Raw genomic sequence first — 23,359 nt, 5'->3', positions numbered from 1 at the left:
AATTTATTTAAATTATATTTAGTTGAGTAAAAGGATGGCTGTTACTGCCAGGACTAAGGGAATAATTTATATAGCCATCAGCTATATAATCTTCAGTGCGGATGAAGCAGTAATTGCCAAACTTATCCAGCTTGGCCAAAATCATACAATACATGGCCATAACCCGATCTCATTTTGTAATTTATTATTTGCAGGAAGTTTAATTGGTGCAATAACGCTCTTCATCCTGCAGTATAAAAATTTTAAAGCGTTTAATTTCAGAAAATTAACCACCATAGAATGGCTATGGATTCTTGTGAGCGCCCTTCTGATGGGTTTTTTTACGCCAACCTTTTTCTTCTTTGGCATTATGTATACAAACGTAATTAATGTTATCCTTCTTTCGACCCTTCAACCCCCCTTGACCTTGTTTGCTGGATGGCTTTGTTTTCGCGAAAAACCAACCATTCGATTGGTTATCGCTTCAGCAATTACAATGAGCGGGTGTGCTGCTATTGTTTTACTTCAACAATGGCTGTCTATCAAAAAACCAGTATACCTCTCATCCACGCCTCACCTTGGGGAAATTTACGTGATACTCGGCGTTGTCTCAAGCAGCCTCTCCACGTTAATCAGTTTTCATGCAATTAAAGTACTTCCAGGGGGAATTTTTAATACGCTAAGGATGGGACTAGGGGCTGTTTTTTTCTTTTTTATTGCTGTGATGATGTTTGGGTGGTCCCATTTCGCTGATCTTTTCTCTCCCTTTCTCTGGAAGTGGATGCTACTTTATGGCAATGTCATTGTGGCACTGGGAATGCTCTTTAATGATTTAGGAATGCAAAGAATTAAAGTAGTGGATGATGTTATAGCCGGATCCTTCGTCCCAGTCTCATCAATTTTCTTTTCTTATTTGATCTTAGGGATAGTCCCCGGAATCGCGCAACTTATTGGAGGTATTATAATTTTAACCGGTATAATACTTGCCGTTAGAGAACAGATTGTAACTCTTTAGGCTTTGTTGCTTCCCCTCGCAGGAGGAAGACCTGAAATAAAATACGCTAGTATTCTGGAGGCGGCATCCCAAAAACGGGTGGGATGCACGTCAATGACTACATCATCAAACTACTTCAGTCGCTAGACCATCCTGAGTGGGGATTTTTTTCTTGGATTGATTAAACAGATTATCTATTGGCTGTCGACGCAATTCGTCGTCGCTGAAATCGTCAACAGCAATAATTTGCTGTCTTGCCTGCTCAGCTTCTCTAAGTTGCGCTGCCTGCTTGGCATCCAAAATACCGACATGCTCAGCTTCATCAATTTGTTCAAGTAATGTTAATGAAGTCAGTGTTCCTTCTTTCACTGCCTTACCAACTTTTCTCTCAAGCTCCTCAACAGCGCATATTTTATGGAAAGTTTCTTCCAAACGCCCTAAAGGACAATTATCCAGCGGCTCAACAAATACAAATCGGGTTAACCGTGTTCGCGCTTCATTGGGTTCAGTGAGTAAATGTGCCAACTTTTTCCCCAATTTGTCAGAAGGCCTGTGTCGCTGACTACCCAAAGGTTGCAGCAACAATTTCAACACAATTCGTGCCCATCGCGCAGGGAAATTCGCTATTACCCCATGAATTGCCAATTCACATTCATGAAATAACTGTTGACAACTCCACTCCACCAAAGGGATATCAGCCTCAGGTTCCCCATCATCATGAAAGCGCTTTAATACCGCAGAAATTAAATATAAATTGCTAAGCACATCACCTAATCGCGCTGAAATTTTTTCTTTACGCTTTAATTCCCCGCCCATTACTACCATCGAAAAATCAGCAAGGAAAGCTAAATTAGTACTATAGCGATGTACTAGTTGATAATACCGCCCTACTGAGCTTCTTGGTGTAGCAGTAAAACGCGCATCAGTGAATGCAAAAATTAGCGATTTGGTTAAATTAGCCAGTACAAATCCTGCATGCCCCCAAAAAGCACTATCAAAAGCAGCAAGATTATGTTCCCGTACACTTTCCAATTCGCGAAATACATAAGGATGACAGCGAATAGCCCCCTGTCCAAAGATAATGAGACTACGAGTTAAAATATTGGCACCTTCAACGGTAATACTGATAGGTGCATTTTGGTAACCACGACCGAGGTAATTATTAGGTCCAAGACAGATCCCCTTTCCGCCATGAATATCCATGGCATCCATCACTAATTGACGCGCTCTCTCTGTCGTATTGTATTTCAAGATAGCACCAGCAACGGAAGGTTTGGCGCCATTATCTATCGCTGCTGCAGTCATGGTTAACCCGGCATCAATAAGATAAGTATTAGCAGCAATACGGGCTAACGGCTCTTCTATGCCCTCAAAATTAGCAATTGCCTGGTTAAATTGCTTACGCACTCTAGCGTAGGCACCACTTACCAGGGCCCCTGCTTGTGATCCGCCCGCAGCGCTTGAAGGCAAAGAAATCGCTCTGCCAGCACTTAAACACTCCATTAACATGCGCCAGCCAGCACCAGCCATTTCGGCACCGCCAATGAGGCAATCAATCGGTACAAAAACATCTTTTCCCTGGGTCGGTCCATTCAAAAATCCGGTGTTTAATGGGAAATGACGACGTCCTTTTATAACGCCGGGTGTACTGGCAGGAATTAAGGCACAAGTAATACCAACATCAGTTCCTTTACCCAGTAAATTATCAGGGTCAAAGAGACGGAATGCCAAACCAATCACGGTTGCTACCGGACAAAGCGTTATGTACCGTTTACTCCAGGTTAAACGTACTCCTAAAACCTCTTGGCCATTAACTTCGTGAAGGCAAACAATACCCTTGTCGGGGATAGATGCAGCATCAGAACCTGCATTAGGACCTGTTAACGCAAAACAGGGAATTTCCCGGCCGTCTGCTAACCGCGGCAAATAAAATTCTTTTTGCTCCTGAGTACCATATTTCAATAATAATTCTGCAGGACCTAATGAGTTTGGTACGGAAATAGTACTGCCAACAGTCACTGAGCGGCCATAGATTCTGGCTAAAATGGTCATCTGTGCCGTTGCAGAGAAATCAAGGCCACCAAAGTTTTTGGGTATAATCATCCCCAGGAAGCCTTTTTCTTTAATGAATTGCCACATCTCAGGAGGCATATCCGTTCTTACATGGGTAATATCCCAATCATCAATCATACGGCACAATTCATTGACCGGACCATCAATAAAAGACTGTTCTTCCGCTGTTAATTTAACAACGGGTGCCCGAAGCAAGGCATCAAAATCAGGTGAACCGCTAAATAAATCTCCCTCCCAACTTACTGTACCAGCTTCCAAGGCCTCGCGTTCAGTGGAAGACATAGCTGGCATTGCTTTACTGACGACAGCAAATATGCGGCGAGATAACAATGTTCTCCGTAATGGTTTGATTGCGCAAAGAACAAATATTGCCAAAACAGCCCATAAAAAGAACTGTGCTACAAGACCGGGGGAACCATAGCGTGCAAGCAATAACGCAAACAAAGCATAACTTATAGCCCATACAGCAAGGGAAGCTTGCCTGGCTAGTAATAAAAGAGCCCCACTAACCACCGCCAGAACAATCAGACTATGCAACACTGTTTTCTCCTTTCAGTAAACAATCCTTCAATTAAAATTTCAACAACAAGCTAATGTGCAGCAAAAAACAGAGTAAGGCAATATTTGCCAATACCCTATTTATGTAATAAATGCTGTCATTTCAGTATAGCATCAAGTAAGGTGGAAATTTGCGTTGCCAGTTGCGTTGGATACTCCATGGGTAACATATGTGTCCCCTCTACCTTACAACATAAAATATGGTAATGTTTTTTCATATAGCGTACATCGAGTCTGTCCACCACAGTACTTTTATTTCCATAAATCAAAGCGACAGGAACTTTCGCTTTTCCAGCGTAAGCAGGCAAGATATGCGGGATCGTACGATAAATCAAATATTCAATGTGGCGATCAAAACGTAGTACATATCCTCGGTCTGTTTGTTGTAAGCCATAATCAATATAGTCTTGCAAACAAGCGTCAGTAAAAGTTTGAAACAATTCCCGGCCCTTCAAATAAGCCAACAATTGCTCTCTATTTTGCCAATATTCCCTTCTGCCACGCGTACGACCAGCCGGGGTTATCCTGTCAATTACCCCGAGTGCTTTAGCAAGACGTACCATGCTTGATTTAAAAGGCCCCAGAAGCGGTGAATCCACCATAATAACCGCTTTGAATAACTGCGGCTGCTCAATCGCTGCCAAGAGACTCAATACACCGCCAAGAGAATGTCCAAGGCCAATCACAGGTTGACTGGCCTGGTTCTTGATGCTGGCAATCACTTCTTCAACCAGATAATGCCAATTTTCGGTGACAGGAAATTGAGGGTTATGGCCAATCCTATCGATGTAACAACAATCATATTGCTCTTTTAACTTGTCCAATAATTGCTTATAACAAAGCGCAGGAAATCCGTTACCATGAGCAAAATGAATCAATTCCTTCACGAAACCACCAGTTTATGGCTTTCTCGTTTCAATGAAATAATCGCATAAGTAAAATAAATAGATAAAACGATAAGCAAGACTATACCAAACCAATTAAATAACCAACCCATTGTTAACATAAACAACAACAATACAATTTGAGGTGTTGAGCTGACTATCAATAATCGACTGGCTTGCTTATAGCCAAGTGATAATTTAAGAAAGAGTTTTGCTACAAATTGTCCCATGAGAGCAAAGGCCAGAAAAAAAACAAGGTACATGGCAAAGAAAATCAATGCCACCATAGGATAGATAATCGCAGCAGAAAGATATTTAACTCGTTCAATCCCGGAAGATTTCACCCAACGCTTACCATCGAAAACCTCATTAACTTGTTCACTGATTGTTTGTACAAAAAGGCTGCTCTCTGAATCAACAGGCTCTTTGGAAAAAAAGAATTGTGGGGAAGGAAAGCGGTACATAAATTTATTTTTTGTAATGAGGGTCGTCAAATGGGGATAAGTCTTATCAATAGTTTGTACCTTACCTGTCGTATCAACAATCAAAACAACCTGGCCGGATTTATTTTTTACCATATAAGGCATCGGCTTATCGAATGACACTTTGCCATTTTGAATGTAAATTGAGGGCAACTGCTCAAGTGGTTGAATCATCTCTTCGTTAATAAAACGATTAAAATCAGATGTAACCCGCATGGCAAAGGGAATAGAAACAATAAACATCAGCAGCAAAAGGTAAAGAAGGCCAAACCCCTTCCATCGTTTCCCCACGTCGACATAAAGACGGCTACTAAAAAAAGAAAGATAGAGCGCTTGCCAATAATTATAGAAAGGGGTATCAATTTCGCGTAATGTCTTCTTTTGCTCAGTCATGCCAGCCTCCCAATCGCAATCCGGTTTTTTGATGAAATAGATTAGCTTTATTTACAAGAACTTCCAAGGCAAGTTGCTCCTCAACTATCTCAGTATCAGCAGAAATTTTTACTGAAAAGCGGGCTTTTCCACAGTAACTCATCACTTGCATCAGTTTGTCGGCACCCATATCATCAATAAATTCTATTTTTACTGGAATTACCCCAGGTTTATTCCTGACAGTAAGATTTAAGTGCTCAGGCCTTATTCCTACTACCACCTCCGTCCCACAGGTCAGAGATTCCTTCAATACAGGTAAGCATAGCTCAATACCCATTTCCGTGACTACTTTCTGTCTCGTGAGATCGATTTTTGCAGGTAAAAAATTAATTGGGTAATGCCCAGTGAAGCTAGCCACAAAAAGTGAAGCCGGCTGTTGGTACAGCATCTGCGGAGAACCGATCTGCTCAACCTGCCCTTTATTTAAAACCAATACCCTTGACGCCATTGTCATTGCTTCAGTCTGATCATGCGTTACGTATAAACAGGTAGTGCGCAGTTGATGATGCAGTTTTTTAATTTCATAGCGCATTTCTGCCCGCAATTTTGCATCCAGGTTAGAAAGAGGTTCATCAAATAAAAACACAGCTGGTGAACGAACAATAGCACGTCCCATTGCTACGCGTTGGCGTTGCCCTCCGGAAAGTGCCTGGGGTTTACGCAGTAAATAATCCGAGAGCTGCAGCATTGCAGCAACCTCGTGTACTCTTTGCTGGATCTGATTCTTCTTCATCCCACGCATTTTCAAGCCATAGGCCATATTATCGTAAACAGTCATATGCGGATAAAGCGCGTAGTTTTGAAAAACCATTGCCATATCACGCTTGGAAGCAGGAATTTTATTAACACATTGATTATTAATAAGAATACTGCCAGTACTGACGGTATCCAAACCTGCAACAAGACGCAGCAAGGTTGATTTGCCGCAACCAGAAGGCCCAACAACAGCGACAAACTCTCCTTTCTCGATACTTAAACTCACCTTATTGAGAATAGGCTGTTGACCATAGAATTTGCTGACATCCACTAAATTTACTGTTGCCATTAATGCGTTAACCCCTTTTCAAACCAACGTTGCATGGTAAGTACTACCAGGCAAGGTGGTAACAAAGCAATCAAGGCAACCATCATAATGTAATGCCATTGAGGGATCTGATCTGCCACTCCGGCTAAATAACGGATACCCATCACTATCGTTGCCATATTCGTATCTGTGGTAATTACCAACGGCCAAAGATATTGGTTCCAGCCATATACAAAAAGAATAATAAACAAAGCAGCAATCTGTGTCTTGGATAAAGGCAAAAGAATATCTAAAAAAAATCTCAAGGGCCCCGCGCCGTCAAGTTTAGCTGCATCAATAAGCTCTTTAGGAATCGTTTTAAAAAACTGTCTAAACAAAAAAGTAGCTGTAGCAGAAGCCATTAGCGGTAAAGTTAGGCCGGTAAAGGTATTCAACCAGGCAAAAGAAGCAATGACTTGAAAAGTTGGCACTATCCTTACTTCGACAGGCAGCATCATAGTGGAGAAAATTAATGCGAAGCATAGCTTCTTTAAAGGGAATTCGAAATAAACCAGTGCGAAGGCTGAGCCGAGAGCCAAAATAATTTTTCCTCCAGCAATTAAAATTGCCATTAACAAACTATTAAGCAACATTTGCCAAACTGGTTGACCGCCTGTCACTACCAATCCCTCAGTAAGCACCGCTTTGAGGTTGTGAAAAAAAGCAGTACCAGGCCAAATAGGCAAAGGCGCCTGCATCATAGCAGTCCCTTCGTGACTAGCTGCTACCAAAGCCAGATATAAAGGTATGAATAAAACAGCGATTGCTAAACACAATAACCCATGAATAAGCAGGCGATTTAATGTTTTCATTCGTAATGCACCTTTTTTTCAAGGTAACGGAATTGGATCAGAGTGAGAGCGACAACCATTAACATGAGCATCACCGATTGAGCTGATGAACTACCTGGATCCATACCGACAAAACCATCTTTGTAGACTTTATAAATTAAGGTTGTGGTACTGCTGCCCGGCCCGCCATTAGTCATCACATCAATAATGCCAAAGGTGTCAAAGAAGGCATAGATCAAATTCATGACTAGCAGGAAAAAAGTGGTTGGCGATAATAAAGGAAAAACAATTTGCCAAAATCGCCGCCAGGTTGAAGCACCATCAATGATAGCCGCTTCAATCAAAGTAGGGGGAATTGCCTTAAGCGCTGCAAAGAAGAAAAGAAAATTATAACTCAATTGTTGCCAGCTTGCTGTCAATACCACAACGAGTAAAGCCTGTTTGGCGTTAATCAAATAATTAAAATTAATCCCTAACGCTTGTAAACCATGCGCCAACCAGCCAATCGTAGGCTGACACAAAAAACGCCATAATATGGCCGCTACCGCAGGAGCAACAGCATAAGGCCAAAGAAATAAGGTTTTATAGATACGTTGACTCTTTTTTCGGCTCTGTACAAGGACTGCTAATAACAAACCCGAACTCATTGTCAGTAGCGTTACAAAGAAAGCGATGACTATGGTTACCAGAACTGCTTTGCCGTAGCCAGGATCTTTGAATAAATCAAAAAAATTAGCGAGGCCAGCAAAACGGTTATGCAAGCCGAAAGCATCACTAAAAAAAACTGATTGAATCAGCGCGCTGCAGGCAGGCCAGATAAAAAATAACAGAGTAATAAGCAGTTGAGGTAGTATAAACATCAACGCTACTTTCTTATGCTGCGTATATTTTGCCATCAACCACCAAATTTCTAGCTAATCCGCAAGTATATAACGAAGACTTTTCATTTTGCGAGTCTTAATAAGTTAAGAAATTGTAAGTAACCAGGGTTTGTTGACATTTCGCTAGCTTGAGTCGAAAAGCATTGATTTCCTGCGCTTCGCTGCTCGTAAATCAATGCTTTTGGGCCTGGAGAGTAGAAATGCCAACAGACCCTAGAATCTGTTTTTGAGAAGCTTTATAGTACTGTTTCTACTAGCCAATAAGAATAAGAAAGTCACTTATGCGCTGCGTAACCATAGAGAATCCAGGCCCTGAAAGCCGCTTGCTTATCAAAGAAGAAGCAAAGCCAATCTGCGACAAAGAACAGATTTTAATACAGGTAAAAGCAACTGCTTTAAATCGTGCTGATTTACTACAACGTCGTGGCAAATATCCTCCACCACCGGGTGAATCAACTATTCCCGGGCTGGAAGTTGCGGGGGAAGTGGTTGAAGTAGGTTCTGCTGTAAAAAAATTTAAAACAGGTGATCGCGTTTATGGTCTAGTAGCAGGTGGAGGTTATGCTGAATATTGTTGTGTGCATCAAAATCTTGCTGCAATTATTCCACAGCCCTGGGATTTTAGTTATGCAGCAGCCCTCCCCGAATCGTTAATGACAGCACATGCCACTATCTTTCTAATTGGACAATTAAAGCAAGGACAAACCCTATTAATTCATGCAGCCGGTAGCGGTATTTCTTCAACTGCTATTCAAATGGCCAGACATTTGGGTGCCAAGGTCATTAGTACCATCAGTAGCCAAGAAAAAATGGACAAAGCCTTGCACTTGGGAGCATCAACCCTTATTAATTATAATCAAGAAGATTTCGAGGCAGTCCTTGGCCCTGAGTCAGTGGATGTTATTGTTGATTTTATAGGCGGAAGCTATTTTCCCAAACACTTAAGGCTCTTGAAGCCACAAGGAAAATTAATCCAGATTTCTTGCATGGATGGCCATAAGGCCGAATGTGATCTGGCACTTCTCATGAGAAAAAGGCTAGAGATTCATGGTTTTGTTTTACGTTCCCAATCCATTTATGAAAAGGCCATGTTATGGAGAGCAGTTCAGCAACAATGGCCTACAGCACTACTTAATAAGCATATCGTTCCCGTAATCGATTCTGAATTCAAGTTTGAAGACATTGAAGCGGCCCATGCCCGTATGTTAAATAGCGCCCACTTTGGCAAGATCATTGTGCGTATTGATTGAAATCAATCCCGTTTGCAAGCAAACGGGCTACCAGTTTATAGCTTGATTTTCGAGCAGCGAAGCGCAGAAAATCGAGCCATAAGTGCCAAGATAGTAGAAATATTAACCGTCCTTACGTTGCATCTTTAAGGTGCGGTGTAACAACTGCGTATAAATAGGTTCATTACCAGCCAATTGCACTACCGTTGTTGAAGTCAGACAACAAACCATTAATGGTAATATCAATAAATAATTTTGCGTCATTTCTACCACGAGAATAATACCGGTAATCGGTGCACGGACGGCTGCAGAAAATAACGCACCCATTCCAGCTACAGCAAACATCCCTGGATGGATAGTTGCATCATGGCTGAATGCTTCAAACAGGTACGATGCAGCAACACCAAGTAAGGTCCCCAATGCAAGCATAGGAGCAAAAATACCTCCCGGCACACTCGATGAATAGCAAAGCATGGTGGTAAAAAACCTAATCACAAATAATATTAATAATGCTGAGAACGGTGGTGATAAGGTTAGAGAGCGTTCGATAATATCGTAGCCGCCACCTACTGTTTGCGGGTAAGAATAAGCAAGATAACCGACAAACAGCCCTATGAACAGCACGTAAACAATCCGTGTGCGAAATGTTAATCCATCTGTTAAAGACAACGTCTTCATCAAGACTATATTAAATAGTAAGCCGACGAAGCCCACAACGATACCAAAAATGAAAAAGAACCATAATGATTGCAGGCTGGGTAAGGTAAAAATATCCATCGCGATTGCTGGTTGCGAACCAATAATACAATGCAAGGTTATAGTGGCTATTACACAACAAATCGCTACTGTTTTAAAATTGGTAAACGAAAAATTAAATTGACTGCGCATTTCTTCCAGGACAAAAAGCACACCAGCCAAGGGCGCATTAAAAGCTGTTGCCAAACCCGCTGCAGCACCAGCTGCAATCAATGTATCACAACGCTCACGTGAAAGGCGCAAGTAATCTCCCAACATAGCGCCAAGATTCCCTCCCATTTGGATAGTTGGCCCTTCGCGACCCACAACCATTTTTGCACAAATGGCCATCACTCCACCAATGAATTTCACCGGCAATAATCGGCGCCAAAAAATTTCACGCTCATGCAATAAAGTTCCTTCGATTTCCTGCACACCACTGCCGGATGCTTCTGGTGCAAAACCTCTTACTAAAAACCAGGCAACAAAGACCAACATCATGGAAACCAGTGCCGAAATTAACCAAACCGGCACGCCTTGAGCCGCAGTGACACGGAAGAACGCCTCAATTAACTGATTGCCATAAGAAATCACTATTTGAAAGAAAGAACCAACCAGACCTGTTAGAATTCCTAATAAGATAGCGGTTGCATAAATGACTAAAACTTTATCGCGCATTGCTCTCCACCATGTTCATTAAATTCCCTATAATGCGTAATCCAGCTTGATTAGGCATAGACAGAATGGTTTCCGGATGAAATTGCACAGCATGCACTGGTAGTGTTTTATGAGAAACAGCCATAACGATACCATCACGGCTCAAGGCTGTTACCCGTAATTGTTCCGGTACCTGCTCCAGTATTGCGTAAAGTGAATGATATCTTCCTGCAGTAAAAGAAGTACCTAAACCTGCAAATAATCCGGTTTCATCCTTAACATCAATTTCAGAGGCCTTGCCATGCATCGGGTAAGTCAAAACCCCCAGTTTACCACCAAAATATTCGACTATGCCTTGCAAACCCAAACAGACGCCAAACAAAGGAATCTGTCGTTCAAGTACTGTTGTAATAGTCTGCTCTAATTTAAAATCTACCGGCTTTCCAGGACCAGGTGAAAGAAGGACCAGATCAAAATCTTGTTGTTGCAAATAATCCTGAGCATATTCGCTGCGAACAGTCAAAACTTCTGCCCCAGTCTGACGAACATAATTCGCCAAGGTATGAACAAAAGAATCTTGATGATCAACCAGCAATACGCGTTTGCCAACCCCATTTTGCGGTATTGAACTAGTCAGCCCGGCTTTAGCATGCGGCTTTTGCAAAATATCCAAAAACGCAGAGGCTTTTAATCTTGTTTCCTGTTCTTCAGCCTTTGGTTCTGAATCATAAAGTAAAGTTGCTCCTACCCGAATTTCAGCTATTCCCTGTTGAATACGCATCGTTCTTAATACAAGTCCTGTATTTAAATTCCCATTAAAACCCAACCAACCTACGGCACCGGCATACCATCTACGTGGTGACTTTTCATATTGCTCAATGAAATTCATTGCCCATAACTTGGGAGCCCCAGTCACAGTAACCACCCACATATGCGTTAAAAAAGCATCCACAGCATCAAAATCCGGCCGCAAAATTCCTTCCACATGGTCAACCGTATGAATCAAACGGGAATACATTTCGATTTGACGACGTCCTACTACACGAACGCTCCCTGCTTCGCAAATTCTTGACTTATCATTTCTATCAACATCAGTGCACATTGTCAGTTCGGATGCTTCTTTCTCTGAATCCAACAAAAGCTGGATATTCTGAGCATCCTCTATCGCGTCAGCCCCGCGCTTGATAGTGCCTGAAATCGGACAGGTTTCGACACGTCTGCCTTGTACTCGAACATACATTTCAGGGGAAGCACCAACTAAATATTCATCTTTACCCAGATTAAGGAAAAAACCATAAGGCGATGGATTGATGCGACGCATACGGGTAAAAATCGCCGAAGGTTGTTCCGAGCAATGGGCATAAAAAGTTTGACTGGGAACCACTTCAAAAAGATCACCACGAGCAAAACGTTCCTTGGCGATCTCAACCAGTTTAGCGTATTCACCAGGGGCATGATCACACTCTTTTTCCGGCTTAAACCTGGGCTCATAAGACTTAAATTCGCCTTCTCGCGGCAGAGACTGAGTAGACTTTCCCTGGTATTGAAAATCATAACGTCGAATAAAAGCAATTTCCTTGCGATGATTAACTACATAAATTTCATCAGGAAGATACAAAACCATTTCCCGCTGTTCGGGGGAACGTTCTTTATGCTGCTGCAATTTTTCAAATTGAAAAATCAAATCATAACCAAAAGCACCATACAAACCTAAATAAGGTTCATCCGATTTAAAAAAAGCGATTAACTGACGTAATACTGTGAATATGGAAGGCTGATGACTACGCTCTTCCTCACTAAAAATTTGTTGCGTTCCTTGCACTTTGAGTTTGCAACATTGCAGGGACTGTTCAGAAATTATTAATTCCTTGCTTGCTTGTAATAAAGGCAAAATCATCGCTAATAAAATTTCACCGCGCTTGTTCAAAGCGTCCAAACAAATTTCATCTACTTTACAAGTGACTGCCAGGGGCGGATTATAAAAACCGATATCCCAACAGGTATAACGACCGGGGTATTCAAAACTCGAGGCAAATAATGCCCCTCGATGCGTATCAAGCCGCTCGAGAAGAGGCTCAATAGCATTTTCATAGGCTAAAGTATGCTCTTCATACTCGATATGAATTCCACCCGTGGTTTTTACCTGCTGTAACATCGCTAATACACTCAATTAAAAAACAATAATAGGTTCCATCCATTCTACTTTAAAACCCAGCCTCTGCAAGAAATAACGAGGAATCCAAATCATCAGGCAACTTCACTGCTGCAAAAGAAAAGGCATCATATAGTTAAGGATAAAAGTGGACACATCTAACCAAGTAAACTGGCTGTTATCACTGAAAGCGGGTACCAGGTTTTTTTTATAGGAAAACTCAGTAGGAAGGGGATTGTATCTTGCGAGCAGCAGGGTATAATTTTTTTTCACTCTTGTGGGAAAAATGATGTTTAAAGAAACTGATTTAGAAAATGTTGCACACCTTGCTTACCTCGATCCAGAGGCTGATAATCACGCACAACTCGCTGAAGAAGTTGGTGCGATTATGGATTTTGTCGAACAGTTACGCCAAGTCGAAACAACAGGCATAGCCCCCCTTTTTCATCCTTTTGATTTACACCAGTGGCTGAGAGAGGATGCAATCAGTGAGGAAGATTGCCGTAAGCAATTAGCAGAAATTGCACCACTGTTTGAGGATGATTTGTATCTCGTTCCCAAAGTAATCGACTCAGGACAATAAGTTTATGCACAAGCATTCTTTACGTGAATTAATTCTTGGTTTACAACGACGTGAATTCTCCAGCACTGAGTTAACCCAACATTATTTGAATCGGATTCGACAACACAAAGAACTCAATAGCTTTATTAGTATTAATGAAGAATCTGCTCTGGTCAGTGCAGCTAAAGCGGATAAACAATTACAAGCCGGGAAAGCCAAGTTACTGACTGGCATTCCAATGGCGCATAAAGATATCTTCTGTACGCAATCATTGCCCACCACCTGCGGTTCAAAGATGCTGGCCAATTTTCATGCCCCCTATCAGGCCACCATTGTTTCAAAACTGGAAGCCGAAGGTGTTGTTGTTTTAGGTAAAACCAATATGGATGAGTTTGCCATGGGGTCTACCAATGAAAACAGTTATTTTGGTGCAGTAAGAAATCCCTGGGATCTTGAACGAGTACCTGGCGGCTCTTCGGGTGGTTCCGCAGCGGCGGTTGCGGCACGACTTATCCCCTTTGCAACCGGCTCTGATACGGGTGGCTCTATCAGGCAACCTGCTGCTTTTTGTGGTATTTCAGGTATTAAACCGACCTACGGCCTAGTCTCCCGATTCGGTATGGTAGCTTATGCCTCAAGCCTGGATCAGGCCGGGCCAATGGCTAGCAGTGCGGAAGAATTAGCCTTGGTTTTACAAGCCATGGCAGGTTTCGATGCTAACGATTCCACGTCGGTCTCCTGCAACATTCCTGATTTTTCCGCAGCCTTAAACCAACCCATCAAAGGCTTACGTATAGGTTTACCCTCCTGTTTTTTCCAGAAAGAAGTTGCATCTGATATTCAACAAGCCATACATGATGCAATAAAACTCTTGCAATATGCAGGCGCAGAAATTGTGCAAATTGATTTAACCCTACAACCTTTATGGGTGCCTTGCTATTATGTCATTGCCTGCGCAGAAGCATCCTCTAATCTGTCACGCTATGATGGCATACGCTTTGGCTACCGTAGCAGTAAAGGGAATACCTTAAAAGAGTTAATTACGAACTCTCGAAGCGAAGGATTTGGTATGGAAGTTAAACGTCGTATCCTTACTGGTACCCATGTCTTATCCTCAGGCTATTTTGACGATTATTACCTGCAGGCTCTAAAAATCAGGCGTCTAATTCAAAATGAATTACAAGACGTTTTACGCCAGGTTGATGTCATACTTGGTCCTACTACACCCACTTGCGCATTTAAGCTGGGTGAACAAACAGATCCTATACAAAACTATCTGGCCGATGTATTTACGGTCGCAGTGAATTTGGCTGGTCTCCCTGCCCTTTCTATTCCTGCAGGGTTCAGTCAAGGTTTACCTATTGGTATGCAATTAATCGGCAACCATTTTAGCGAGGCACAATTACTTAATCTTGCTTATTTTTATCAACAAGACACCAACTGGCACCAAGCCAGACCAACCTATAAAGGGTGATATTTATGACATGGGATACTGTTATTGGCCTTGAGGTTCATGCGCAATTAAAAACGCAGTCAAAACTTTTTTCAGGTGCAGCAACCCGTTTTGGCGCGCAACCTAATTCACAAACCTGTTTTATAGATGCTGGTTTACCTGGCATTTTACCTGTGCTGAACCAGAAAGCAGTGGAAATGGCCATTCAGTTCGGCTTGGCTATTAATGCTGAAATCAATGATCACTCCTATTTTGAGCGAAAAAATTACTTTTACCCGGATTTACCCAAAGGTTATCAAATAAGCCAATTCCAACGACCTATTGTTAGTAATGGTTCTCTCCTGGTCGAAATGAATGACGGGAGTACGAAAAAAGTGACTATCGTCAGAGCTCATCTGGAGGAAGATGCAGGTAAATCACTGCACGACGCTCACCTGCAGTATACCGGGATAGATCTGAATCGCGCTGGGATCCCGCTGCTGGAGATTGTAACTACTCCCTGTCTTTTCTCTGCGGAAGAAGCAGTGAATTACCTTAAGACCCTGCATCAATTAGTTCGCTTTCTGGGAATTTGTGACGGCAATATGCAGGAAGGCTCTTTTCGCTGCGATGTGAATATTTCTCTCAAGCCTGCTGGTTCAAACAAGCTTGGTATCCGCACAGAACTAAAAAATCTTAATTCTTTCCGCTTCATCGAGAAAGCAATCGCCTACGAGCAAGCCAGACATCAGGATTTACTCGAGAGTGGGCAAGCAGTTCAACAAGAAACACGACTCTATTGTCCAACTACAGAGACTACACAAGTTTTAAGATCAAAAGAAAATGAAAATGATTACCGTTATTTCCCTGATCCAGATTTATTACCAATTCACATAACAGCTAAAAATCTGGCGGAAATGAAGCAAAGCATGCCCCCTTTGCCTGAACAAATTAAACAAACGCTAAGACAAAATAAATCACTGCATCCTGATGATATTTATTTTTTACTCTCCACGCCAGCCACCTACCATTTTTTCCACACAGTAAAACAACTCTGTCATGCAGATGAAAAAACCATTATTAATTGGCTTAAAGGTAATTATGCAGCTGCTCTTAATGAAGCAAATCTTGATTTCGATAATCCACCAGTTTCTGCAGAAGCCCTGTCCTCTTTGCTCAATCATCTTCATGGGCAAAAAATATCAGGCAAAATAGCCAAGGAAATTTTTGCCAAATTATGGACGGGGGAAGACAGTGTTGAAGACATCATCAAGAAAGAAGGTTACGAGCAAGTTGGTAACAACCAGCTTGAAGCACTTGTTCAGACAATCGTCCAGGAATATCCTCAACAAGCAGCAGATTACCGTGCTGGCAAAGAAAAATTACTGGCGTTTTTTGTTGGTCAAGTGATGAAACAAACCAAAGGCCAGGCTAGTCCTGAGCAAATCAATCATTTGCTAAAAACATACCTGTCGCAAGATAACTAAACGACAACCCGCTTTTAAGAGCGGGTTGTCCCTCTTTTATCAATAGGGCTTCACAATCACTGTTGAACCAACATCCATAAACTCCTGATTCAACCATTTTGCAGCGCCTGGTAAAACCCTTATACAACCATGGCTGGCATTATAGTTAGGCACTTCATAAGCAGCATGAATAGAATAACCGCCATTGAAATGCATACAATAAGGCATTCTCGCACCACCGCCCGTTTCAATTGGGTAAATGCTCGAAGTACACTCCTCTCCTTTCTTGGAATATACCCTGAAAGTACCTGTGACTGTACGGCATCCTCGACCAACGTCTTCACAATAGTCTTTACCACCAGAGGCACTTCCTGTTTTAACGCGATTTCCTTGCGCGTCATAGGCAGCCCAAGCGGTGGCTTTCGGGTCAAAAATAAAGACTTTTCTACCCGTCGCTGGTCGTTTTTCCGGGAAATAGTTTGATCCTTTTGAATCAGACAGGTAACTTATGGTGTAATGCGTATAACCCGCATCATCCACAATTGAATCACGCCCCCCCATCGTGGAACAGGCGGCCGTCAACACACACAACGGTCCAATGATTAGTTGTTTTTTCATTGGTGAACCCTCCCTCTTTTTTTTATGTTATCGGGAGAATTTTGAATAAATTTAGTCTTTTTTATAAAAAAATTTAACTATTTGTTTTTTTTATAAACTTTCCGATCAATTAAAAGCTCTTTTGCAAACTCATCTGGAAGCATTGCCAAGATAGCTAAAGTAAGTTGTTTATCAGTACATTCAAAACAGCCGCCCCGAGGAGGCATGGCATTAAATCCGTTTTCGGTATGTTCTACTAGTTGCTTTAGCCCACCTTTAATACGAGCCTCCCAATCCGCTTTCTGTTTCATTCCAGGAGCACCAAGAGGGATCAAAGGCTTTACTGCATGACAATTGCTACAAAAATGCTCCACGATTTGCTCACCTTCATTCTTACTGCCTTTGATGGAGTTTAGAAAGGCTTGCGGATGATGGCTTTCCGCACAGGAAAACGTCGTTGTAAACCATCCACACAATACAATCATTATCAGTTTATAATGCAAACTCACCATTCCCCCTGAAAGTTGGCCCGTAATTTGCTTAAAAGCAGAATTCGTCTAAATGAGAACAATTCATGCTAAAACGCAGTATCCTAGTTTTTTTACTAATTTTTGCAAGCCCTTTATTACAAGCAGAAGCCATCCAATCATTAACCATCATTGAAGAACGCATCACCCAGCATATACTTAATGCCTTAAGCGCTTCCGATCATAAAGATGTCCATATCTCAACTGGTAAAATCGACGCAAGATTAAAATTGCGTGCTTGTGATACCGATAAACTTGAAGTCTTTAACCCCTATCAAACGTCAATATTAAATGCCACCACCATGGGAATTAGGTGTCAAGAACCTGACAAACACTGGACACTCTATGTACCAATAAAAATAAGTGTACAAAAAACCATCCTCGTCGCTAAACGTCCTTTACTTAAAGGAGCCCAAATTGGTAAAGATGACATTGAAATCGCTACTGTGGATGTCAGTCAGCTAAAACAAGGCTATTTTACTAAAATGGAAGATATTATTGGTCTTGTTTGTAAACAAAATCTAATTCAGGGCAGTGCTTTTAATCCTGCAATTTTACAAACAGCGGTAATCATTCATAAAGGCGAGCAAGTGAGTATCCAGGCAGTGGGTGAAATGCTTAGTGTAAGTATGGAAGGAATAGCCCTGAATGATGGTAGTTTAGGGGACATTATTAAAGTGAAAAATCTGTCTTCCAAACGAATTATTGAGGCGCAGATCCAGGCTAAAAAACAGGTTAGGGTTGCCATTTAAAAATGTTATTAAAATCATAGTGACTTCTGTTTAAAAATATGATATAGGTTAAAAATTAAACGAAAATTACTAAAGATTTCACTACAGGAGCCGATAACAATCATGAGTGCAATTGAGAGTAATGTTATGGTCAACCCAATTAATGAGTCAGGCAATTTCAAACGATTAGAGGCAGACTCTCGTCCGCAGCAGCGTACACAGCCTGCTGCTAAAGAAAGTCATGCCGAAGAAACTAATCTTGTTAGTCGAAGTGATACCTTAAAACAAATAGATGCGCTCAAAGAATTTATTCGCGATGCCCAAGAGATCGATCAAGAGCGAGTAGCCTTTTTTAAAGAAGAACTTGCAGCAGGACAATACCACATCCGCAGCGACAATATTGCTCAAAAAATGATGGCTGATCTTGAAGTAAATTGATCAACACTGCGCCTGATTGAATAGTGGGCAACAACCTTCTATGTAAATCTTGCCTAATATGAATTATAAGGACGTAAAAATGACTCAATCCAAAGCCGCCCAATTAGTTGATTTACTCCAGCAAGAACTGACATGGCTTGATTCACTGATTGCTCTGTTATCTGAAGAAAAAAACGTCCTCATCCAGCGTCAATTCGATGCCTTAGAGTCATTATCGGAACAAAAACAAGCGCTTTCCGAGCAGCTTGAACAAAGCGCCAAGCAACGTATTGAATTGCTCGCAATGAATCTGCATGACAATCAACCTAAATTAGCTTTACAAGCACTTTTGCGATCATGCACAGTCGAAGAAGCCAATCAAATTCAACAATTAAATAATCAACTTGCTGAAAAATTGCTTTCCTGCCGCGAATTGAATGCCGTTAATGGGCAAGTGATTACAAGTAATCTCAACACGAGGCAAGAAATCATTGGTGCCTTAACAGGAAAAAGTCAGGTCAATGCAACCAACCTTTACACAGCCAATGGAGATGTACAAATCACTACAGCGACAAGCAGACATCAAGAGGCCTAAATTTCATTCACAGCAACAATAATTTATTAAAAATCATCTTTAATTGATCACTTTTAACTTAAAACATATAATTTGTTCTTTTTTTATCATGGAAAAGACTGATTATGGCAAAAAATGTTCTTTTTAACTTCGTTGATCTTTATCTTGCTACCTCAGAAGCCTCTCTCCCTAATTGCCAGTCTGTCAAGTTGGACTCCACTAAGGAGGGGCGCCTGTACTACCGCTTTGAGTTAGAACATACTCACCCGGTTGTACTTCAAGATGACGAGTATATTTTACTCGATCACCATGTTAGTGTTTACCAAACCGAAAACCAGGCAAACCCTTTCCTCAGTCAATATCACTACACTGCCTATTTCAAAGGGCCAGATGGAACAAGATATCAATTACATGTCTATTATAATGATCAAAATGAAATGACAGTAAAACCTGTGTTTTCTATCCAGAATGAAACTGACAACAGTTTCATTCCCTTAGAAAGCGAGCAGTTAAATGAAGACTTTGTTAATTTGGCCCGTGTTTATGCTAAACCACTGATTAAAAATATTAGGAAGCAACTGACTGATACGGTTAAAGCGTTAGAAACACAATATAGTGAATGGGATAGAGAGGCATCTCTATTATCCACATCGATAGCTCATAATCATGAAAATTATCTTGCTACACTAAGGGAATGTGCTGAAATAGCAAAACGCCTGGCACTTTTAGTCAGGCATGATCATTATCAAAGTATCTATCGATTTACACAGCGCATGATTACGGTGGTTACAGAACGATATAAACCCTTAGAGACCGCCACAGAAAAGCCCTCTTCACCTCTTGTAGAGGGTGAAAAAACCAGCAAAGAAACAGTGAGCCATTCTGGCGAGGTGAAACCATTAGCTCCGAGGAAAAAAAGACCCTCCAAAAAGGAACAAATAAGCGTTACCCCCTCCCCATTTGATAAAAAAGTTCAGCGGATAGCTGCAGAATTTAACAAGTTGGCTAAAGAGAGTGATGAGATCTACGCCACCAAACTTGCTGATTTATTGGCAAGAATCAATGAACTCTCTTTAACATTAGAGGACAGCAAAACCCTCGTCTCTCTGGATTCATTAACCAAATTAAAAAATTTACAGCAACAAGTACAGAACGAAGGGGAAAAATTATTTACGCGACTCGTGATAAAAGGTGAATTTAAAGTAGCAGAGCAAATGCCATCTTTTTATTATCTTTTAGATAATTACCTGGATATGGCTTTAGAGACCGGAAATCATCAGTTATTAGATTTTATTTTGAAACATGGCGACATTAATATTAATAACCAGGAAGTTACTCTCCAAGGGAGCGTTTATCCTTCTGCCGTACATTGCTGTCTAGGCTCTGATATCAGAGAAAACCGAATGGCTGATTGTTTATCTGTATTGATAAGGCATGGTGCTTCTCTTTTTGGAAGCGATGAGAGTGGTTTACCAATTGCCCATACTCTCTTATCAACACATAATCACCCACTTAAAAAAGCACTCACTGCCAATCGCGACAAAACGATAGACTCCATTGCTTTCTATAAGCAATTAATATCAACCCTTGAACTCTATTTAGCAGAGCAACCCTCTTCCAGCACAGACACCTCTATTGTAAAAGCAATCGAATACTACCAAACCAACATCGAAAGACTCCAACGGATAGAACCTCCTACTAACTCCAGCGAGAGAAAGTTAAAAAGTCAATTGGATGCTTTTACGGATAAACATGACACAGAGGTTATGGAAAGAATTCGTCAAGATAAAGAAGTAATCGCTTTACAGAAAAAAGTACAAAAAGCAGCCAATGACTTCCACAAGAAGTTGGACTATAGACAACGCATGGCATTCGCCAAAGCAAGTTCACAAAACTTAAGCAATGTCGATAAAGCCCTGGAGTATTTCGGAGTTAAGTTTGACGACTTTGACGAATTGAAACAACTGACAATGGAATTTCTTCAGCATTCTTTAGCACTGATTGCAAAACAATCGGAATTAGCTGAATTACAAAAAAAGATTCGCGGTTTTCCTCTCAAGTCAGGCAAGGCTCCCTCCAGCTATAAGCGAATGTTAAATGAACAGAAACTATTACTGGACGAAATAGCAGAAATGGAAAATAAATATGCCGTAAAAGACATAGAGGAAATAAAAAAATTGGATGTTGATCTTCAAAATTTGACTGCGCTTTCTAGCCAATTTAATAAAATTACGGAATCTTTGAAATCTTTGCGCCAACTAGCTTCTTTAGTTCCGAGTGACTTCAACTTTACTTCTGAACCTGACACAGATGAGAGGGAAGTAAACGATCAAGGAGTACAAGAAGAAACATTGTCAGGGACTAGCAACGTAAACACTATCTATAATATGTTTGCACCGCTTCTAAGCGTTGGTAGGGAAACCGATACAGCAAATGGACTAACCCAAAGAGACCCTTCCTTTACCAGCAATGCCAAAGGGCAAGGACGCGGCTAATTATACTTCAGTAAGCCTCTTAGAGGCTTACTGGCTTGCTCTTGCAAAAACAGATTACTTCATCATAAGAACCAGCGTACTTTCGTGTTAACAGCAAATAAGAATAAATTTTAATTTAATTTTTATAGCAGCTGACGCCGAAGAAATCTCGCCAGAGCTTCGCAAGTTCAGCTTTTGCTAAATTTACGAAGCCTCTTTTAGAAACCTAAGCTTCCAAAAAGGGTTTGTCGAACTTATTCTCTTAACGCGCTTGCATCCGTAGAGCACCATCGAAGCGAATGACTTCACCGTTGATAAAACAATTTTCAATAATATGTAGCACAAGTGCCGCAAATTCCTCTGGCTTGCCTAACCGTTTAGGGAAAGTTACCGTAGCTGCCAAGCTGTCTTGTACTTCCTGCGGCATGTTTAGCAGCATTGGAGTCGCAATTAAACCCGGCGCTATTGTATTTACGCGAATGGCATGTTGCGCCAGTTCTCGTGCCGCAGGCAAGGTCATTGCGACAACTCCGCCTTTGGAAGCACTATAAGCAGTCTGGCCAATTTGCCCTTCAAAAGCAGCAATGGACGCCGTATTAATAATGACCCCTCGTTCCTGTGAGCCAGGTTCAAGTTCCAAACCAGCCATAGCAGTAGCGGCTACTCGCATTACATTGAAAGTTCCTACCAGATTAATATCAATCACCTGCTTAAAAGCAGCTAAAGGCATTGCACCTTCCTTACCTACCATCCGTTTAGCAGGTGCTATCCCAGCACAATTGATGCAAATTCTTGGCACACCAATTTGGGCGATCGTTTTTTGCAGTGCCTGCTCAATATCCTCGGCGGAACTCACATCACAAGTCACGGCAAAAGCAAATTCTTTGGCAGTACTAGCCTCTATCTGTTTATCCCAGATAACAACCCTTACACCACGTGCAGTTAATGCTTGCGCACAGGCTTTACCCATTCCCGAAGCACCACCGGTAATAACAGCGATTTGATTATCTAAATTCATTGTTTATCCTTTTGTTGTAAATAGGCTTTGCTTAGGGCTTTGAATTGCGGTGTGCCAGCTTGGCCAACCCATTCAAAAAATACCATTTCTGAAGTCACCAAATGAATACCGGCTTGCTCCATACGTCTAAGGCCATAGTTATAATCAAGTTGACTTCTGCTGCTTACAGCATCGACTACGATATAGACTTCGTAACCAGCCGCCTTCATTTCCATTGCTGATTGCAAAACGCAAACATGGGCTTCGATACCGATTAAAACAAGTTGCTTTTTATTAAGCGCTTTTAGGCTTTGCTTAAAAACGGGTTGGCGAAAACAGGAAAAGTGTACTTTTTCAAAACATTCACCTTGAGCAAGCAGGGAATGTAATGGCTCGACAGTGGCACCCAAGCCACTAGGGTATTGCTCACTCACTAACAAAGGGATTCCCAATTCTTTCGCCAGGTGTATAACCCATTGGCATCTCGCTACCAATGCATCTGCTTCCTGAACAAAGGGGGTTAATTTTTCTTGCACATCAATCAATACAACACAGGACGTTTCTTTCTCTAACAGCATTCCTTTCTCCCTCAGAAAAACAACATCTCAACGCAAACCCACAGTGCTGTCAAATTTATTTGACAGCGGAGAATGAAATCAATACACTGTAACA

General features: G+C 41.5%; 21 protein-coding genes. 9 read left to right on the top strand and 12 right to left on the bottom strand.

Annotated features, from left to right (window positions below; translation table 11 throughout):
* The first annotated feature begins 34 nt into the window (after nt 1-34).
* Nucleotides 35-994 carry a DMT family transporter gene (locus Lfee_RS04775; protein WP_058444415.1) on the top strand — a complete coding sequence of 320 codons (960 nt, stop codon included), beginning with the start codon at nt 35-37 and terminating at the stop codon, nt 992-994.
* A 105-nt stretch (nt 995-1,099) separates the two neighbouring features.
* On the opposite strand, the gene Lfee_RS04770 is transcribed toward Lfee_RS04775, so the two are convergent.
* The 6 genes from Lfee_RS04770 to ugpA form a co-directional block, all read right to left on the bottom strand.
* Complete coding sequence (locus tag Lfee_RS04770) at nt 1,100-3,583, bottom strand: acyl-CoA dehydrogenase (RefSeq protein ID WP_370446968.1); 2,484 nt, start codon at nt 3,581-3,583, stop codon at nt 1,100-1,102.
* Nucleotides 3,584-3,702: 119 nt separating this feature from the next.
* Nucleotides 3,703-4,491 (bottom strand): alpha/beta fold hydrolase, encoded by a 789-nt coding sequence (locus Lfee_RS04765; protein WP_058444411.1) that lies wholly within the window; start codon nt 4,489-4,491, stop codon nt 3,703-3,705.
* A complete protein-coding gene (locus Lfee_RS04760; RefSeq protein WP_058444409.1) occupies nt 4,488-5,363 on the bottom strand; it encodes a DUF1189 family protein in 876 nt (291 codons plus the stop codon). Before Lfee_RS04760 ends, Lfee_RS04765 begins: the two co-directional genes overlap by 4 nt.
* Nucleotides 5,356-6,447 (bottom strand): ABC transporter ATP-binding protein, encoded by a 1,092-nt coding sequence (locus Lfee_RS04755; RefSeq protein ID WP_058444407.1) that lies wholly within the window; start codon nt 6,445-6,447, stop codon nt 5,356-5,358. Before Lfee_RS04755 ends, Lfee_RS04760 begins: the two co-directional genes overlap by 8 nt.
* The gene (gene ugpE, locus Lfee_RS04750; protein ID WP_058444405.1) at nt 6,447-7,277 is read right to left on the bottom strand and encodes a sn-glycerol-3-phosphate ABC transporter permease UgpE; all 831 of its coding nucleotides are present in this window, start codon (nt 7,275-7,277) and stop codon (nt 6,447-6,449) included. Before ugpE ends, Lfee_RS04755 begins: the two co-directional genes overlap by 1 nt.
* Nucleotides 7,274-8,152, bottom strand: a complete 879-nt coding sequence (gene ugpA, locus Lfee_RS04745; RefSeq protein WP_058444403.1) for a sn-glycerol-3-phosphate ABC transporter permease UgpA — start codon at nt 8,150-8,152, stop codon at nt 7,274-7,276. The genes ugpE and ugpA overlap by 4 nt, the downstream gene beginning before the upstream one ends.
* Before the next feature lie 266 nt (nt 8,153-8,418).
* Here ugpA and Lfee_RS04740 point away from each other — a divergent pair, with 266 nt between their 5' ends.
* Nucleotides 8,419-9,387 carry an NAD(P)H-quinone oxidoreductase gene (locus Lfee_RS04740; RefSeq protein ID WP_058444401.1) on the top strand — a complete coding sequence of 323 codons (969 nt, stop codon included), beginning with the start codon at nt 8,419-8,421 and terminating at the stop codon, nt 9,385-9,387.
* 102 nt (nt 9,388-9,489) lie between these two features.
* Here the strand turns inward: Lfee_RS04740 and clcA are convergent, their stop codons facing one another.
* Nucleotides 9,490-10,779 (bottom strand): H(+)/Cl(-) exchange transporter ClcA, encoded by a 1,290-nt coding sequence (gene clcA / locus Lfee_RS04735; RefSeq protein ID WP_058444399.1) that lies wholly within the window; start codon nt 10,777-10,779, stop codon nt 9,490-9,492.
* The gene (locus Lfee_RS04730) at nt 10,769-12,913 is read right to left on the bottom strand and encodes an anthranilate synthase component I (RefSeq protein WP_058444397.1); all 2,145 of its coding nucleotides are present in this window, start codon (nt 12,911-12,913) and stop codon (nt 10,769-10,771) included. The genes clcA and Lfee_RS04730 overlap by 11 nt, the downstream gene beginning before the upstream one ends.
* Nucleotides 12,914-13,196: 283 nt before the next feature.
* Between Lfee_RS04730 and gatC the strand changes: the two genes are divergently transcribed.
* From gatC to gatB, 3 genes are read left to right on the top strand one after another with little or no spacing between them, the layout of a single operon-like run.
* On the top strand, nt 13,197-13,493 hold the full coding sequence (gene gatC / locus Lfee_RS04725) for an Asp-tRNA(Asn)/Glu-tRNA(Gln) amidotransferase subunit GatC (protein ID WP_058444396.1): 297 nt from the start codon (nt 13,197-13,199) through the stop codon (nt 13,491-13,493).
* Nucleotides 13,494-13,497: 4 nt separating this feature from the next.
* Nucleotides 13,498-14,946: an Asp-tRNA(Asn)/Glu-tRNA(Gln) amidotransferase subunit GatA gene (gatA, locus tag Lfee_RS04720; protein WP_058444394.1), complete on the top strand. Its 1,449-nt coding sequence runs from the start codon at nt 13,498-13,500 to the stop codon at nt 14,944-14,946.
* A gap of 5 nt (nt 14,947-14,951) precedes the next feature.
* Complete coding sequence (gene gatB, locus Lfee_RS04715; protein WP_058444392.1) at nt 14,952-16,391, top strand: Asp-tRNA(Asn)/Glu-tRNA(Gln) amidotransferase subunit GatB; 1,440 nt, start codon at nt 14,952-14,954, stop codon at nt 16,389-16,391.
* A gap of 39 nt (nt 16,392-16,430) precedes the next feature.
* Here the strand turns inward: gatB and Lfee_RS04710 are convergent, their stop codons facing one another.
* Complete coding sequence (locus Lfee_RS04710; RefSeq protein ID WP_058444390.1) at nt 16,431-16,988, bottom strand: L,D-transpeptidase; 558 nt, start codon at nt 16,986-16,988, stop codon at nt 16,431-16,433.
* 77 nt (nt 16,989-17,065) lie between these two features.
* On the bottom strand, nt 17,066-17,452 hold the full coding sequence (locus Lfee_RS04705) for a c-type cytochrome (protein WP_058444491.1): 387 nt from the start codon (nt 17,450-17,452) through the stop codon (nt 17,066-17,068).
* 89 nt (nt 17,453-17,541) lie between these two features.
* Here Lfee_RS04705 and flgA point away from each other — a divergent pair, with 89 nt between their 5' ends.
* The 4 genes from flgA to Lfee_RS04685 all read left to right on the top strand — a co-directional run bounded on the left by flgA (nt 17,542) and on the right by Lfee_RS04685 (nt 21,711).
* A complete protein-coding gene (gene flgA / locus Lfee_RS04700; RefSeq protein ID WP_058444388.1) occupies nt 17,542-18,246 on the top strand; it encodes a flagellar basal body P-ring formation chaperone FlgA in 705 nt (234 codons plus the stop codon).
* 102 nt (nt 18,247-18,348) lie between these two features.
* The gene (gene flgM, locus Lfee_RS04695; RefSeq protein ID WP_058444386.1) at nt 18,349-18,663 is read left to right on the top strand and encodes a flagellar biosynthesis anti-sigma factor FlgM; all 315 of its coding nucleotides are present in this window, start codon (nt 18,349-18,351) and stop codon (nt 18,661-18,663) included.
* A gap of 79 nt (nt 18,664-18,742) precedes the next feature.
* Nucleotides 18,743-19,237 (top strand): flagella synthesis protein FlgN, encoded by a 495-nt coding sequence (locus Lfee_RS04690; RefSeq protein ID WP_064088304.1) that lies wholly within the window; start codon nt 18,743-18,745, stop codon nt 19,235-19,237.
* 104 nt (nt 19,238-19,341) lie between these two features.
* A complete protein-coding gene (locus tag Lfee_RS04685) occupies nt 19,342-21,711 on the top strand; it encodes a hypothetical protein (RefSeq protein ID WP_058444384.1) in 2,370 nt (789 codons plus the stop codon).
* A gap of 241 nt (nt 21,712-21,952) precedes the next feature.
* Here the strand turns inward: Lfee_RS04685 and Lfee_RS04680 are convergent, their stop codons facing one another.
* Both Lfee_RS04680 and Lfee_RS04675 read right to left on the bottom strand, forming a co-directional pair.
* Nucleotides 21,953-22,708 (bottom strand): SDR family NAD(P)-dependent oxidoreductase, encoded by a 756-nt coding sequence (locus Lfee_RS04680; protein ID WP_058444382.1) that lies wholly within the window; start codon nt 22,706-22,708, stop codon nt 21,953-21,955.
* The gene (locus Lfee_RS04675) at nt 22,705-23,265 is read right to left on the bottom strand and encodes a hydrolase (protein ID WP_058444380.1); all 561 of its coding nucleotides are present in this window, start codon (nt 23,263-23,265) and stop codon (nt 22,705-22,707) included. The genes Lfee_RS04680 and Lfee_RS04675 overlap by 4 nt, the downstream gene beginning before the upstream one ends.
* Nucleotides 23,266-23,359 lie beyond the last annotated feature (94 nt).

The sequence above is a fragment of the Legionella feeleii genome, assembly GCF_001467625.1.
Classification (GTDB): domain Bacteria; phylum Pseudomonadota; class Gammaproteobacteria; order Legionellales; family Legionellaceae; genus Tatlockia; species Tatlockia feeleii.
The sequence above is the reverse complement of the archived record's forward strand: the minus strand, read 5'-3'. Positions and strand labels throughout refer to the sequence as shown.